At 63.6% G+C, this 13,110-nt stretch carries 11 protein-coding genes; 9 read left to right on the plus strand and 2 right to left on the minus strand.

Features of this window, described 5'->3' with window-relative positions; all coding sequences use genetic code 11:
• The 4 genes from trpD to glp all read left to right on the plus strand — a co-directional run.
• Window positions 1-711: anthranilate phosphoribosyltransferase (trpD, locus tag EN749_RS18725; RefSeq protein WP_128363683.1), on the plus strand; the 711-nt coding region annotated here is incomplete at its 5' end.
• 10 nt (window positions 712-721) lie between these two features.
• Window positions 722-1,534 carry an indole-3-glycerol phosphate synthase TrpC gene (trpC, locus tag EN749_RS18730; protein ID WP_128288097.1) on the plus strand — a complete coding sequence of 271 codons (813 nt, stop codon included), beginning with the start codon at window positions 722-724 and terminating at the stop codon, window positions 1,532-1,534.
• A 2-nt stretch (window positions 1,535-1,536) separates the two neighbouring features.
• Complete coding sequence (gene moaC / locus EN749_RS18735; RefSeq protein WP_127271357.1) at window positions 1,537-2,019, plus strand: cyclic pyranopterin monophosphate synthase MoaC; 483 nt, start codon at window positions 1,537-1,539, stop codon at window positions 2,017-2,019.
• Window positions 2,019-3,224: a gephyrin-like molybdotransferase Glp gene (gene glp, locus EN749_RS18740; protein WP_127810451.1), complete on the plus strand. Its 1,206-nt coding sequence runs from the start codon at window positions 2,019-2,021 to the stop codon at window positions 3,222-3,224. Before moaC ends, glp begins: the two co-directional genes overlap by 1 nt.
• A gap of 49 nt (window positions 3,225-3,273) precedes the next feature.
• Here the strand turns inward: glp and EN749_RS18745 are convergent, their stop codons facing one another.
• Window positions 3,274-4,104: an alpha/beta hydrolase gene (locus tag EN749_RS18745; RefSeq protein WP_128288095.1), complete on the minus strand. Its 831-nt coding sequence runs from the start codon at window positions 4,102-4,104 to the stop codon at window positions 3,274-3,276.
• 310 nt (window positions 4,105-4,414) lie between these two features.
• Here EN749_RS18745 and EN749_RS18750 point away from each other — a divergent pair, with 310 nt between their 5' ends.
• The 4 genes from EN749_RS18750 (at window position 4,415) to lexA (ending at window position 9,342) form a co-directional block, all read left to right on the plus strand.
• The gene (locus EN749_RS18750; RefSeq protein WP_127810453.1) at window positions 4,415-6,040 is read left to right on the plus strand and encodes an AMP-binding protein; all 1,626 of its coding nucleotides are present in this window, start codon (window positions 4,415-4,417) and stop codon (window positions 6,038-6,040) included.
• A complete protein-coding gene (gene kynA / locus EN749_RS18755; RefSeq protein WP_127397045.1) occupies window positions 6,037-6,873 on the plus strand; it encodes a tryptophan 2,3-dioxygenase in 837 nt (278 codons plus the stop codon). The genes EN749_RS18750 and kynA overlap by 4 nt, the downstream gene beginning before the upstream one ends.
• A 71-nt stretch (window positions 6,874-6,944) precedes the next feature.
• Window positions 6,945-8,192, plus strand: coding sequence for a kynureninase (gene kynU, locus EN749_RS18760; RefSeq protein WP_128363684.1), 1,248 nt, complete (start codon window positions 6,945-6,947; stop codon window positions 8,190-8,192).
• 409 nt (window positions 8,193-8,601) lie between these two features.
• Window positions 8,602-9,342, plus strand: coding sequence for a transcriptional repressor LexA (gene lexA / locus EN749_RS18765; protein WP_127272195.1), 741 nt, complete (start codon window positions 8,602-8,604; stop codon window positions 9,340-9,342).
• Here lexA and EN749_RS18770 read toward each other — a convergent pair.
• The gene (locus EN749_RS18770; protein ID WP_128363685.1) at window positions 9,336-11,798 is read right to left on the minus strand and encodes a ComEC/Rec2 family competence protein; all 2,463 of its coding nucleotides are present in this window, start codon (window positions 11,796-11,798) and stop codon (window positions 9,336-9,338) included. The two genes, lexA and EN749_RS18770, sit on opposite strands and share 7 nt — an antisense overlap.
• A 102-nt stretch (window positions 11,799-11,900) precedes the next feature.
• Here EN749_RS18770 and gltX point away from each other — a divergent pair.
• The coding region (gene gltX, locus EN749_RS18775; RefSeq protein WP_128363686.1) for a glutamate--tRNA ligase at window positions 11,901-13,110 on the plus strand (1,210 nt) is incomplete at its 3' end.

A 13,110-nucleotide genomic window follows, 5' to 3' on the forward strand; every position in this document is an offset into this window, starting at 1 on the left:
GCCGGCAGCGGCGTGCCGGTTGCCAAACACGGCAATCGCGGCCTGTCATCGTTGACGGGGGCAGCCGACGTGCTGGTTGCGCTCGGCGTCAAGATCGATATCTCGCCCGAATTCATCGGCCGCTGCATCCACGAGGCAGGCGTTGGCTTCATGTTCGCGCCTGCGCACCATCCGGCGATGAAGCATGTCGGCCCGACCCGCGTCGAACTCGGCACCCGCACCATCTTCAACCTGCTCGGGCCGCTCTCCAATCCGGCCGGCGTCAAGCGGCAGCTGGTCGGTGTGTTCCTGCCGGAATGGATCCTGCCGGTTGCCGAGACGCTGAAGGCGCTGGGTGCCGAGCATGTCTGGGTCGCCCATGGCGACGGCTATGACGAGATCACCACCACCGGCGAGACGCAGGTTGCCGAACTGATCGGCGGCGAGATCCGCAGCTTCACCCTGACCCCTGAAGCGGTTGGGTTGCCGCGCCACAGCAAGGACGAATTGCGTGGCGGCGATGCGGACTACAACGCCAAGGCCTTGCGCGATATGCTGGGCGGCGCCGCCGGCGCCTATCGCGACACCGTGCTGATGAACGCCGGTGCCGGACTGGTTGTGGCCGGCAAGGCGACGACGCTTGGCGACGGCATCGCGGCGGCGGCGCAAGCCATCGATAGCGGCCGTGCCCTGCAAGTGCTCGACAGGCTGGTCGAGATTTCGAACGGATAACGGATAGAGCGTGTCTGACATTCTTCGCAAGATCGAGGCCTACAAGCGCGACGAGATCGCGGCAGCAAAGGCACGCGTGCCGTTGGCCGAAATCAAGGCCCGGGCAAAAGACGCCGACGCACCGCGCGGCTTTCTTGCCGCACTGGAAGCGAAGCGCAAATCCGGCGCCTTCGCGCTAATCGCCGAGATCAAGAAGGCGAGCCCTTCCAAGGGTCTGATCCGTGCCGATTTCGATCCACCGGCGCTGGCGCAGGCCTATGCCAAGGGTGGTGCTGCCTGTCTTTCGGTGCTGACCGATGCACCGTCCTTCCAGGGTGCGCCCGAATTTCTCACCTGGGCGCGAGCCGCCGTCGCGCTGCCGGCGCTGCGCAAGGATTTCCTGTTCGATCCGTATCAGGTCTACGAAGCCCGCGCCTGGGGCGCGGATGCCATCCTGATCATCATGGCCAGTGTCGACGACGTCCTGGCCAGCGAGCTCGAGGCGACGGCCTTCGAACTCGGCATGGATGCACTGGTCGAAGTGCACGACGAGACCGAGACGCAGCGCGCGCTAAAACTGTCGTCGCGGCTGATCGGCATCAACAACCGCAATCTGCGCACATTCGAGACCAGCCTCGACACTTCCATGCGGCTGGCGACGATGGTTCCGGCCGACCGCTTGCTGGTCAGCGAGAGCGGTATTTTCTCGCATGACGACTGCCTCAGGCTGCAAAAGAGCGACATCGGCACTTTTCTTGTCGGCGAGAGCCTGATGCGGCAACAGGACGTCACCGCGGCGACGCGCCTGCTTCTGACAGGCAAGGCTTTGGCCGAGGCCATCTGACGATGGTATCGGGCCTTACCCATCTCGGCGCGCAGGGCGAGGCCAACATGGTCGACGTCGGCGACAAGGACGAAACAACGCGCACGGCGATCGCCGAAGGCTTTGTCGCGATGCAGCCCGAGACGCTGAAGATGATCCTCGCCGGCAACGCCAAGAAGGGCGATGTGCTCGGCACCGCGCGCATCGCCGGCATCATGGCGGCGAAGAAGACGCATGAACTGATCCCGCTCTGCCACCCGCTGCTTTTGACCAAGGTTTCCGTCGACATCGAGCCCGACCATGCTTTGCCCGGCCTGAAGGTCACCGCACTGGCGCGCGTCACCGGCAAGACGGGTGTCGAGATGGAAGCGCTGACCGCCGCTTCGGTCGCCTGCCTGACCATCTACGACATGGCCAAAGCAGTAGACCGCGCCATGGTCATCACCGGCATCCGCCTGGTCGAAAAGACCGGTGGCAAGTCGGGTGACTACAAGGCGAGCGCCTGATGGCGCTGGTTCCTATCGCGGAGGCGCTTGAACGCCTGCTTGATGGCGCGGCGCCTCTAGCCGGCGAAAGCGTTCCCCTGTTCGAGGCTGTGGATCGTGTTCTGGCGGAACCGGTCGTGGCACTTCGCACCCAGCCGCCTTTCAATGCTTCCGCCATGGACGGCTATGCAGCGCGCGCCGCCGACGTCACGTCGGTCCCATCCAGGCTGTCGGTGATCGGCATGGCGCCGGCTGGGCGTGGCTTCGACGGCACGGTCGGCCAGACGCAGGCCGTGCGCATCTTCACCGGCGCGCCGCTGCCCGAAGGCGCCGACACCATCGTCATCCAGGAGAATGTCCGCGATCTCGGCGGCGGCGAAATCGAAGTGACCGAGCCAACGGCGCAATGGCGCAATATCCGCCGCATCGGGCTCGATTTTTCAACAGGCGACATGCTGCTGGAAAAAGGCCGCTTGCTCGACCCGGCGGCACTGTCGCTGGCAGCATCGGCCAACCATCCTCGGGTCAGCGTGGTGAAACGGCCGCTGGTCGCCATTATCGCCACCGGCGACGAATTGCTGCCGCCGGGCAGCGATCTCGGCCCGGACCAGATCATTTCATCGAATGCCTATGGCGTCGCCGCCACCGCACACTCGGTCGGCGCCCGCGCGCTCGATCTCGGCATTGCCGCCGATCGCAAGGATGCTATCGCCGAACTGGTGCAAAAAGCGGTCGCGGCCGGTGCGGATGTCATTGTGACGCTTGGTGGCGCCTCGGTCGGCGATCACGACCTGATCCACGACGTGCTGACCGGCGAAGGCATGACGCTCGGCTTCTGGAAGATCGCCATGCGTCCTGGCAAGCCGCTGATGTTCGGCCGCCTCGGCGATATCAGGTGCATCGGCCTGCCCGGCAATCCGGTGGCAAGCCTGGTCTGCTCGCAATTGTTCCTGAAGCCGCTGCTGGCGCGGCTCGGCGGCCGCAATCATCGCCAGGACATTCGTCCGGCGCGGTTGGGTGCCGCCATGCCGGCCAATGATCTGCGCCAGGACTACGTCCGAGCCGTGGTCAGGGAAGATGACGGCGTGCTGGTGGCGACGCCGTTCGGTATCCAGGATTCCTCGATGCTGAGAATGCTGGCCGACGCCAACGGGCTGATCGTGCGGGCGCCGTTTGCCCCCGCAGCAGCTGCTGGCGAGGCCTGCAGCGTACTGATGCTGCGCTGAAGCAGAACAAGACAAACCATTAATAAAAAAATGGAAAATGATCTCGGTGCTAGCCCGATATCAAGGCGCGGCTCAGTGGGTGGGCCGGATCGGCAAGGCCGTCGACAATGCTGAAATGATGCCGGTCGGGCTCGACCACGGTGCTGGTTGCAGCACCGAGGCCCGTCCAGATGTTGGCAAGCAAGGCGTTCTGACGCAGGAACTCGGCGCGCTCGCCACCACCGGCCCAACAGGTGATGCGGACACCATCCATGGGCCGCAACAGTGCCGGGCTTTCCGCCAACGCCTCGGCCTCGTCGATGGCCAGAATCGCGTTCATCTCGGTGCGCATGATCGGACGCAGATCGTGGACACCCGAAATCGAAACGACATGGCGCACGCGCCGCGCCACATCGTCCGCCAGAGGCGTGGTTGTCGTCACCATCCGGCTGGCAAGATGGCCGCCGGCCGAATGTCCGGTCAGCATCAGCGGCCCGTCGACCATTGCCGCCGCCTTGCCGATCGCCACGCCGATCTCCTGGACGATGCCGGCGATGCGTAAGTCCGGGCACAGCGTGTAGGACGGCATCGCCACGGCAAAGCCGCTGCTGACCGCACCATTGGCGAGATGCGACCAGAAACTCTTGTCGAACGCCTTCCAGTAACCGCCATGGATGAACACCACCAACCCTTTGGGCGTGGCGCTGGGGAGGAAGAGATCGAGCCGATTGCGTCGCCCATCGCCATAGGTGATGTCGAGCCGTGCCCGGCCCTGCGCCGAGAGTGCGTCACGAAACGCTTGCGCAGGCTCCACCCACGCGGCCGGCCATCGGTCGCTGCCGGCGATATTCGCACCGTTGGCATAGGCATCATCCCAATCGACGATGTGACGTTCGAACATCTGCGCCCTTCCCCAAAAACGGCATCGCTGTTCCGCTAGCAATGGCCACCGCCACGCCATGCGTCAATGCTCTAGGGCAAAAACATTTTAGGCTTGAAACAAATTTCGACTGGTGCGATCCTGCCCGCACGAACAGCCGACAATGGGAGGTCTGCTGTGCTGCCCGAAGCCTGCAAATGGTCACCCCGTTCGGGTGGCGTCGAGCAAGGCGCGACTTGCGGCACGAAGCCTCCTCAAAAAAAGCAGGACCTTCAGATCACTGGTCAGGCGCCTCGCGCACTGGCCGTCCAGCAGACAGGAGAGCGGCGACATGCTTGGGCCTTCAGCGCATATCGACACGTTCACGCGCGATCACCTGCCGCCGCCGGAGCAATGGCCTGAAATCCTGCTCGACGGCTTCGACTATCCCGAACGCCTCAACGCCGGTGTCGAACTGACCGACAGGCTGGTCGAGAAAGGCCTGGGCGACCACACCGCGCTGATCGGCAATGGCCGCCGCCGCACCTACAAGGAACTGTCCGACTGGACGAACAGGCTGGCCCACGCGCTGGTCGAGAATTATGGGGTCGAGCCGGGCAACCGGGTGCTGATCCGTTCGGCCAACAACCCCGCAATGGTCGCCTGCTGGCTGGCCGCCACCAAGGTTGGCGCCGTGGTCGTCAACACCATGCCGATGCTGCGCGCCGGCGAACTCGCCAAGATCGTCGACAAAGCGGAAATCACCGTCGCGCTCTGCGACACCAGGCTGATGGACGAGATGACCGCCTGCGCCAAGGACAGCGCATTCCTCAAGCAGGTCATCGGTTTCGACGGCACCGCCAACCATGATGCTGAACTCGATCGTGCCGCTCTCGACAAGCCGGTGACGTTCACCGCAGTCGACACCGGCCGCGACGATGTTGCCCTGCTCGGCTTCACCTCGGGCACAACAGGCGTTCCGAAGGCGACGATGCATTTTCACCGCGACCTGCTGATCATCGCCGACGCCTACGCCCGCGAAATCCTGGAGGTGACGCCGGACGACATCTTCGTCGGCTCGCCGCCGCTGGCCTTCACCTTCGGCCTTGGCGGACTCGCCATCTTCCCGCTGCGCTTCGGTGCGGCGGCGACGCTGCTGGAGCAGGCGACGCCACCCAACATGATCCACATCATCGAGACCTACAAAGCGACGATCTCTTTCACCGCGCCGACTGCCTACCGCGCCATGCTGAAGGCCATGGATGAAGGAGCGGACCTGTCATCGCTGCGCGTCGCCGTTTCGGCCGGCGAAACCTTGCCTGCTCCCGTTTTCGAAGAGTGGACACAAAAGACCGGAAAGCCGATCCTCGACGGCATCGGAGCCACCGAGATGCTGCACATCTTCATCTCCAACCGTTTTGACGACATGAAGCCCGCGTCGACCGGAAAGCCGGTGGGCGGCTACGAGGCGCGCGTCGTCGATGACGAGATGCGCGAGGTGCCACGCGGCGCGACCGGCAGGCTTGCGGTGCGCGGACCGACCGGCTGCCGCTACATGGCCGATGACAGGCAGAAGGAATACGTGCGCGACGGCTGGAACCTCACCGGCGATACCTTCACGCAGGACGAGGAAGGCTTCTTCCATTTCGCCGCACGCTCCGACGACATGATCGTCAGCGCCGGCTACAACATCGCCGGTCCCGAGGTCGAGGCGGCGCTGCTGGCGCACCCGGACGTCGCCGAATGCGCTGTCATTGGCGCCGAGGACGCCGAGCGCGGCCAGATCGTCGAGGCGCATGTCGTGCTGGTGCAGGGCGTCGCGCCCGACGCCCTCACCACCAAGCGCCTGCAGGACCATGTCAAGGCAATGATCGCGCCCTATAAATATCCGCGATCGGTAAAATTCATCGCCGCCCTGCCCAAGACCCAGACCGGCAAGATCCAGCGCTTCCGGCTGCGCACGGAGAAAATCGATTGAGCGAGCCATACGATCCGGCGTCCGAAGGCGCCCAGATGTCGTTCAAGGAGCGCATGTCCTACAGCGACTACCTGCACCTGGAGAAAGTGCTGGAGGCCCAAACGCCGCTGTCATCGGCGCATGACGAGATGCTGTTCATCATCCAGCATCAGACCTCCGAACTCTGGATGAAGCTCGCTCTGCACGAGATCGGCGCCGCGATCCGTTCCATCCGCGCCGACCGGCTCGAGCCGAGCTTCAAGATGCTGTCGCGCGTTGCGCGGATCTTCGAGCAGCTGAACAATGCCTGGGATGTGCTGCGGACGATGACGCCGAGCGAATACACCGAGTTCCGCGACGCGCTCGGCCAGTCCTCGGGTTTCCAGTCCTGGCAGTATCGCGCCATCGAGTTCATGGCCGGCAACCGCAACCTGGCCATGCTCGGGCCGCACAAGCACCGGCCCGACCTGAGCGGAAAGCTGGAAGCGATCCTGACCGAACCATCGCTCTACGACGAAGCGCTGCTGCTGCTTGCGCGCAACGGATTCGACATCGGTGCCGATGCCAAGCGCACGGGCTGGCGTGAGACGCGAACCGAGAATGAAGAGGTGCTGGTCGCCTGGCAAACCATTTACCGCGATCCGCAGCGCTACTGGATGTTCTACGAACTGGCAGAGAAGCTGGTCGACTTCGAGGATTATTTCCGCCGCTGGCGCTTCAACCACGTCACCACGGTTGAGCGCATTATCGGTCTGAAACGCGGCACCGGCGGCACGTCGGGTGCTTCGTATCTGAAGAAGATGCTCGAGGTGGTGCTGTTCCCGGAACTGTGGACGGTCCGCACCCGGCTCTGACATCGTCGAAATGAAAACAGCGACGCGCGGCGGCGGAACACCCTTCGCGAACAACCGGGGACTGACTGACCATGAGTGGATTTCCTGATCTCGCCGCAGTCGAAGCGATGGATGCCACAGATCCGCTGCGGGCCATGCGCGACCGTTTCATTCTGCCGGAGGGGGTGATCTATCTCGACGGCAATTCACTGGGGGCAGCGTCTCATGCCGTTTTCGGCGAGCTGCAGCAGGCGGCAACCCAGGAATGGGCCCAGGACCTCATCCGAGCCTGGAATACGGCCGGATGGTTCGAGATGCCGATCGAACTCGGCGATCAACTCGGACGCCTGATTGGAGCCGCGGCCGGCCAGACCGTCGTCTGCGACACGACGTCGACCAACATCTACAAGGTGCTGCATGCGGCGCTGGAGATGCGGCCGGGCCGGTCGGTCATCGTCGCCGAGGGTGACAGTTTCCCCACCGACCTGTACATCGCCGAAGGGGTGGCCTCGACACGGGACGGCGTCCTGCTGCGCCTCGCGGGCGTCGACGCGCCCACCATCGAAGAGCTGATCGACGAAAACGTCGCGGTGGTGCTGGTCAACCACGTCAACTACAAATCGGGTGAACTGCGCGACATGGCGGCGCTGACGCGCAAGGCTCATGCGGCCGGAGCGCTGATCGTCTGGGATCTATGCCACACCGCCGGCGCCCTGCCCGTCGAGCTCGATCAGGCAAATGCCGATTTCGCCATCGGCTGCACTTACAAGTACCTCAACGGCGGTCCGGGCGCACCGGCCTTCATCTATGCCGCGCAGCGCCATCACGGCGATATCAGCCAGCCGCTCAGCGGCTGGTGGGGCCATGCGCGGCCCTTTGCCTTCGAACGGGGGTATGTTGCCGGCACCGGTATCCGCCGCTTTCTGTGCGGCACCCAGCCGGTCCTGTCGATGCGGGCGCTCAAAGGCGCGCTTGTCATCTGGAACGACGTCGACATGGCGGCATTGCGAAAAAAGAGCGTCGCGCTGACGGAACTGTTCATCCAGCTCGTCGAAGCAAAGTGCGGCGCCTATGGCCTCACGCTGGAGACCACCCGCGACGCGACCAGGCGCGGCAGCCAGGTGTCGTTCCTTCACGATCACGGCTATCAAATCATGCGGGCGCTGATCGAGCGCGGCGTCATCGGTGATTTTCGCGCGCCATCGACCATCCGTTTCGGCTTCACGCCGCTCTATGTCGGCTACAAGGATGTGTGGCTGGCGGTTGAGGTGCTGGCGGATATTCTGCGCACGGGCGCATGGAAGGACCAGCGTTTCGCCGTCAAGGAAGCCGTTACCTGACGCAACGATCTCCGCGATTTGCCGTCGCCGCCCTCACTGCCCGGCGGATGACGGAGGGCTGAATTCCAGCCACAAATGCCAACAGACGTTGGCGTTTTGGCTCCGTTTCGTTCACGGCAAACGAACGTCCCGAAGATTGATAGCGTCCCTTGTGGAGGTCGATCGGCAGATGATGCCAAGCCTTGGGTCGAGGATGAGCCACAGGTCATTAACCATAATGATTTCAATGTGAGCAGGCGCATTGCCGTGGTTGGCGCCTGTCGATCGCGACCCGCTGGCAAGCCCAAATAATTTCAGCAGCCTTAACAAATTCATTAAACTTTAAACGGTTGCAGAACACAACTGGAACAGATAGTGTTTGTTCTGGGTTTGTTTTTCGATTCTGGTTTCAGGTAATCTGGGGGCCGCCATGCTGACACGCAAGCAACATGAACTGCTGATGTTCATCCATGAACGCCTGAAGGAGAGCGGCATTCCGCCATCCTTCGACGAGATGAAGGAGGCGCTCGACCTTGCCTCCAAATCCGGGATTCATCGGCTGATCACCGCACTTGAGGAGCGCGGCTTTATTCGCCGGTTGCCCAACCGGGCACGCGCGCTGGAAGTGCTGCGATTGCCGGACTCGATCGCGCCCGGCCTCAACGCGGCAAAGAAGTTTTCGCCAAGCGTCATCCAGGGCAGTCTCGGTCAGGGTGGTGCCCTTGGCCGGCAGATCAAGCCGGCGCCTTCGCGGATGCCCTCGCCCGGCAATGATGACGATGCGGTCTCCGCCGTGTCGATCCCGGTCATGGGCCGTATCGCCGCCGGTGTGCCGATCGATGCCATCCAGCATCAGACGCATTCGATCTCGGTGCCGCCGGACATGATCATGGGCGGTGCCCACTATGCGCTGGAGGTCAAGGGCGACTCGATGATCGAGGCCGGTATCTTCGACGGCGACACCGTCATCATCCGCAATGCCGACACGGCGAACCCCGGCGAGATCATCGTGGCGCTGGTCGATGAAGAGGAAGCGACGCTGAAGCGGTTCCGCCGCAAGGGCGCTTCGATTGCTCTCGAAGCCGCCAATCCAGCCTATGAAACCCGTATTTTCGGGCCGGACAGGGTCAAGGTGCAAGGCAAGCTCGTTGGCCTGATCCGCCGCTACTGAGGCGGCTGCGTTTCAGCCACTGGCTTCTCGGGTCTCTTGAAGGGTGGCAGCCCCCTCGCCTCGCGCGAGAATTTGCGTTGCGCATGCCAGGGCCGGTATGGGCTGTCCACGGCGAAGCTGATCGTCGCCGGCGTGGTCGCCGATTGGCGATCGAAGAAGATCGCGGCACTGCCTTTGCGAGCCAGTTGCCGCTTGGTGATGACGAGAACCAGCGGGTTGTGACAGGCGTCATACGCGGTGGCGTCATTGATGACGATCAGCTCGGCGAAACCGCAGGCTTTCCAGGTGTCCTTGCGGTCCTCGACATAGGCAATGATCGCACCGGACGTGTGCCTGGCCACGCAGACGCCTGAGGTGCAATAGAACGGCGATCCCGGCGGTAGCTCAACGGCATCCGCGACGTCGAATTGCCCGTCGCCCTTGTCGAACACCTCCGGCACGACGATGGTTTCGGATATTAGTGCGCGTTTCCAGTTGTCGACGGTGAATTCGTTCGGCCGAGCGCGGCTGACGGCGAGTTCGCCACCGCCGATCGGCAAGGCAACCAGTCGGGCGTCCTCCGAGATCAGCACATCCGGCGTGCGCGTATCCGAGACGGTCAGCAAGCCTGCCAGCGCGCATGGCAGAGCAGCGAGCCGCAGCCAAGTTGTCGCCATTGTCGCGATGACCAGGGCAATTGTCACCAGCAGGACAGATTGCTGCGAAATCAGCCCAACCGCATCGACAGGCGAACGTTCGGAGATCCAACCCGATATGGCGATCATCACCGTCAGACCCTTGCCCATCAGGTAGAGGGCCGGCCAATCCAATCCGAAAGGCATCAGCAGCGCGCTTGCGACAGCCAGGAACATGACGACGGTGACGATCGGCATAACCGCCAGATTGGCGAACAGGCTGAGCGGCGACACACGCTGAAAATGCCAGATGGCAAACAGCGTCGTGGCGCTGCCGGCGATGATGGAGGTCATGGCAAGGCCGGTTGCCGCGAGCACGAACTTTCGCGTCAGGAAACCGGGCATGGATCGCTTTGGGGGCGGCGGTCTTGCTTTTCCCGCGCGGTGAACGGCCCAGCCGGCATAGGCGCCGACCAGAGCCGCGGTCGCGGCGAACGACATCTGAAAACTCGGGCCGACCACCTCATGCGGCGACACCACGATGACGGCGATCGCCGAGATCGCCAGATTGCGCATGGTGAGTGCTGCTCGATCGAACAGCACGGCAATCAGCATCACCGCCAGCATGATGAAGCTGCGCTCGGCGGCAACGACGACTCCAGAGATGATGAGATAGGCCGCGATCGAGAACAGTGCGGCGACGGCGGCATACTTCTTGACCGGGCGACGCGCGGAAAAGTCGGGAAACAACGCGAAGGCGCCGCGCAGCAAGCCCATGATGGTGCCTGCGACCAGCGCCATGTGCAGTCCCGAAATCGAGATGATGTGGTAGATGCCGGTACGTCGCATCGCCTCATTGATGTCATCGGGAATGCCGGCGCGCACGCCGACGATCAGCGCCGCGGCGATCTCGCCTTCGGCGCCGCCGACGCTCGCCCTGATATGGTCGGCGATGGCCTCGCGGGCATTTTCCACGCTAGAGGAAATTCGGGCCGGCAGCGACATGTCGCCACCATCGCTGACGACAAGCTTGGGGTTGCCGAGAAAGAACCCGCTGCCGCCGATGCCGGCAAAATAGCTGTCGAAGGAGAAATCATAGCTGTCCGGCCGCACCGGCCCGGTCGGCGGCAAAAGCTTGGCATATCCAGTGATGAGGGAGCCTGCGGTCACGTCAGCCGGGATCTTGCGTGCCGAAAGCCGCACCCGTTCCGGCGCATAGCGCAGTTTCGGTCTTGCGGTCGATGTCACGTCGATGGTCAGCCGGATACGGCCAGTTTCCATCCGGTCGAGCGAGACGACGCGGCCGGTCACCTGCGTCGAGATTTCCGAGCCCAACATTTGTGTGCCCGCACGCCACGTCTCGACCTTGGCAGCAAGCAGTCCTAGGGCGCACAAAAGCGCCGCCATGAAACACAGATGGGTCTTTGGCCATGAGCGCGAGACCAGCGCACAGATCCCCGTCAAGATGACAACCGCGACAGGTCTCGCAAAGTCGGGTTCAGCCGTCAGCGAAAAATAGCCGATCGCTCCGATCGCCAGGCAGACCGGCACCAGCAGGAAGGCCACGCCCCGGTCGAGTTCCAGGCTCGCCGCCGTGTTCACGCTGTGGCGCAGGCGAGGCAGTGATGTCAGGCTGATTTGCCGGCGCACGCGAACGATCCTGCCGGTTTCGGCAACAGGAACAGAGGCGGCGACATCCGCTTGCAAGGGCGCCTTGCCGGGATCCGGCACAAGGGGCGATGGCGGCGGTAATGGGGCTGGCCGAGGCGCAAACAGGGACCGTTCGCTGACGCCGATGGCAGCGTCCTCGCCCTGATCCGAGCCCCAGCCTCGTCCAGCCATCGGGTCTGCCCCTTGCGCCCTCGACACCCTATGCTACATGAACGCCGGGCGCGCGAAAGCCCGCGCAACCGCACCCCGCTTCAGATGGTTTCCGAGAGTTCCATGTCCGACAAGGTCGTCACCCGTTTTGCCCCTTCGCCCACCGGCTATCTGCACATAGGCGGCGCGCGCACGGCGCTGTTCAACTGGCTGTATGCGAAGCACACTGGCGGCACGATGCTGCTGCGCATCGAGGACACCGACCGCGAACGCTCCAATGAAGCCGCGACGGCTGCCATCCTCGACGGGCTTTCCTGGCTTGGCCTGAGCTGGGACGGCGAGCCGGTGTCGCAGTTCGAGCGTGCGCCGCGCCACCGCGAGGTGGCTGAGGAGCTCGTGCGCAAGGGCAAGGCGTATTATTGCTATGCCACGCCGGCCGAACTGGAGGCCATGCGCGAGGCTGCCAGAGCCAAGGGGCTGCCGCCCCGCTATGACGGCCGCTGGCGCGACCGCGACCCCTCTGAGGCGCCCGCAGGCGTCAAGGGCGCCATTCGTATCAAGGCGCCGACCGAAGGCGAGACCATCGTCCATGACCGTGTCCAGGGCGAGGTGCGCTTTCCCAACAAGGATCTCGATGACTTCATCATCCTGCGTTCTGACGGCAATCCCACTTACATGCATGCCGTCGTCGTCGATGATCATGATATGGGAGTCACCCATATCATTCGCGGCGACGATCATCTGACCAACGCCGCTCGCCAGACCGTGATCTACAACGCCATGGGCTGGAACGTGCCGTCCATGTCGCATATCCCGCTGATCCACGGCGCCGATGGCGCCAAGCTGTCGAAGCGGCACGGCGCGCTTGGCGTCGAGGCCTATCGCGCCATGGGCTACCTGCCGGAGGCGCTGCTCAACTACCTGGCGCGCCTCGGCTGGAGCCATGGCGACGACGAGATCATGTCGATCAAGGACATGATTTCCTGGTTCGATATCGGCGATGTCAACAAGGGTGCGGCGCGCTTCGACTTCGCCAAGCTGGAGGCGATCAACGGCGCGCATATGCGCCGCATGAGCGATGCCGAACTGTTCGACATCTTCATCACTACCCTGCCCTATCTCGAAGGCGGCCCGGCGATCGCCGCGCGCCTGAACGACAGCACCAAGGCGCAGTTGCTGGCAGCGCTTCCGGGCCTGAAGGAGCGCGCCAAGACGCTGGTCGAGCTCGTCGATGGCGCGGCCTTCCTGTTCGCCACGCGCCCCCTGCCGATCGACGACAAGGCGGCCCTTCTGCTTACCGACGATGCCCGCAAGATCCTGCGCAGTGCTCACG

The organism is Mesorhizobium sp. M7A.F.Ca.ET.027.02.1.1, assembly GCF_004022985.1.
GTDB lineage: Bacteria > Pseudomonadota > Alphaproteobacteria > Rhizobiales > Rhizobiaceae > Mesorhizobium.